Source organism: Pseudomonadota bacterium (genome assembly GCA_010028905.1).
In the GTDB taxonomy this organism is placed as follows: Bacteria; Vulcanimicrobiota; Xenobia; order RGZZ01; family RGZZ01; genus RGZZ01.
On record RGZZ01000795.1, the window covers coordinates 1 to 1,440 of the forward strand.

Below are 1,440 nucleotides of genomic sequence, written 5' to 3' on the forward strand. Positions count from 1 at the left end.
GCGCTCACATCGCGCATGGCGCGTGCGAGATCGAGGTGATGGGTCTGCGACATCTTCAGCTTGAGCACCTTGAACCCCGCGGCCTCACAAACCCGCGCGCGCACCCCTTCGGGGGTGTCGATGGCGATGGTGTACGACGTGGGCGGGGCGCTCTCGCGGCTCAGGCCGAGCAGGCGATACCAGGGGTGGCCGATGAGGCGACCCACGAGATCGTGGAGCGCGATGTCGACGGCGGCCTTGGCGGCCGTGTTGCCGGGCGCGATGCGATCGACGTGGGTGATGATGTCGTCGATGCGGAACGGATCGTGAAAGGGGCGCAGGTCGATCTGGCTCAAGAAGGCGCTCGCGGTCTCGTGCGATTCACCCAGGTATGGAGGCATGGCCGCCTCGCCGTGGCCCACCACGCCATCGTGCTCGACCTCGACCAGCATCACCGGCGTGGTGGTGCGCGAAGAGCGCGCCAGGGTGAAGGGGCGCTTCAGGTGCAGGGTGCGGGGCGTGAATCTGATGCGCAAGCGACTCTGTCTTTCTTCTTCCCCAGCCATTCGCCTTCCACTGGCTGCGTCTGAAGGGGAACGGGCCGCAGCCCTCCCGTCATGGATACAGATGCCCCGTCGCCCGCGCCGCCTCTCGGTAGATGACGGGGAGCTTCACCCCGCGCTTCTCCAATGCGCTCTGGCGCATCATCACGTTGAACGCGTCTGACGTCACGGGCTCGGGGGCGCCGGAGATCCACGGTCGGTCGAGCCAGTCGAGGGCCATGTCCATGGCGTCGGCGCCCTGGTTCTCTCCCGCCGCGGTGAGGGCGAAGGCGCCACCTTCGGCCACGTATTCGTGGCGCAGCCCGATGACCAGGGGACGTGCATTCTGCTCGATCCAGGGGGCGACCACGGTGTCGGCCACCGTCCCACCGTCGGTCGCGGTCATGCCCTCGAAGGTGAGCACCAGCAGAACGTCGGCCGTCTCTCCCGCCTTCGCCACGCTTCGCTGGAACTCGCTCCAGGTCGAGCTGAGCGTCGTGTGGGTGAGGGTGCAGGGTGCCCAGTTGAAGGCCTTCACCTGGGCCATCTCGGCCCGCCCGGTGTCGCAGTCGGCCCCCACCGCCGCGACGCGACACGGGCGACCGTCTCGCATCGCCCGCATGGCGTCACGCGCGCCCGCCAGGGGAAGCACCTCGGCGATGCCGCTCACGTTCGAGACCGTGGTGTAGCCGTAGTGCGCGGGTGGCATGTCGATGGAGACGTACAGCACCTTCGGACGCTGCTGGCCGGCGTAGTGCGCTGCGACGAGCGCGTTCGACTCGTCATCGACCGCGATGAGGATGTCCGGATCTTGATACGACACGGCGCGTCGCGCCTCGTTCACAGCCGCTGTCTTCGCCGCGGCAGACGCTTTTCGGTCGAGGTCGAGGTAGTGCCACGACATGCTGACGGGACGGCG

At 67.9% G+C, this 1,440-nt stretch carries 2 protein-coding genes; both read right to left on the bottom strand.

The window, feature by feature from the left end; genetic code table 11:
- The coding region (locus EB084_25360; protein NDD31593.1) for a dipeptide epimerase at positions 1 to 515 on the bottom strand (515 nt) is incomplete at its 3' end.
- A 79-nt stretch (positions 516 to 594) separates the two neighbouring features.
- Positions 595 to 1,425, bottom strand: coding sequence for a hypothetical protein (locus EB084_25365; GenBank protein NDD31594.1), 831 nt, complete (start codon positions 1,423 to 1,425; stop codon positions 595 to 597).
- Between the last annotated feature and the right edge of the window lie 15 nt (positions 1,426 to 1,440).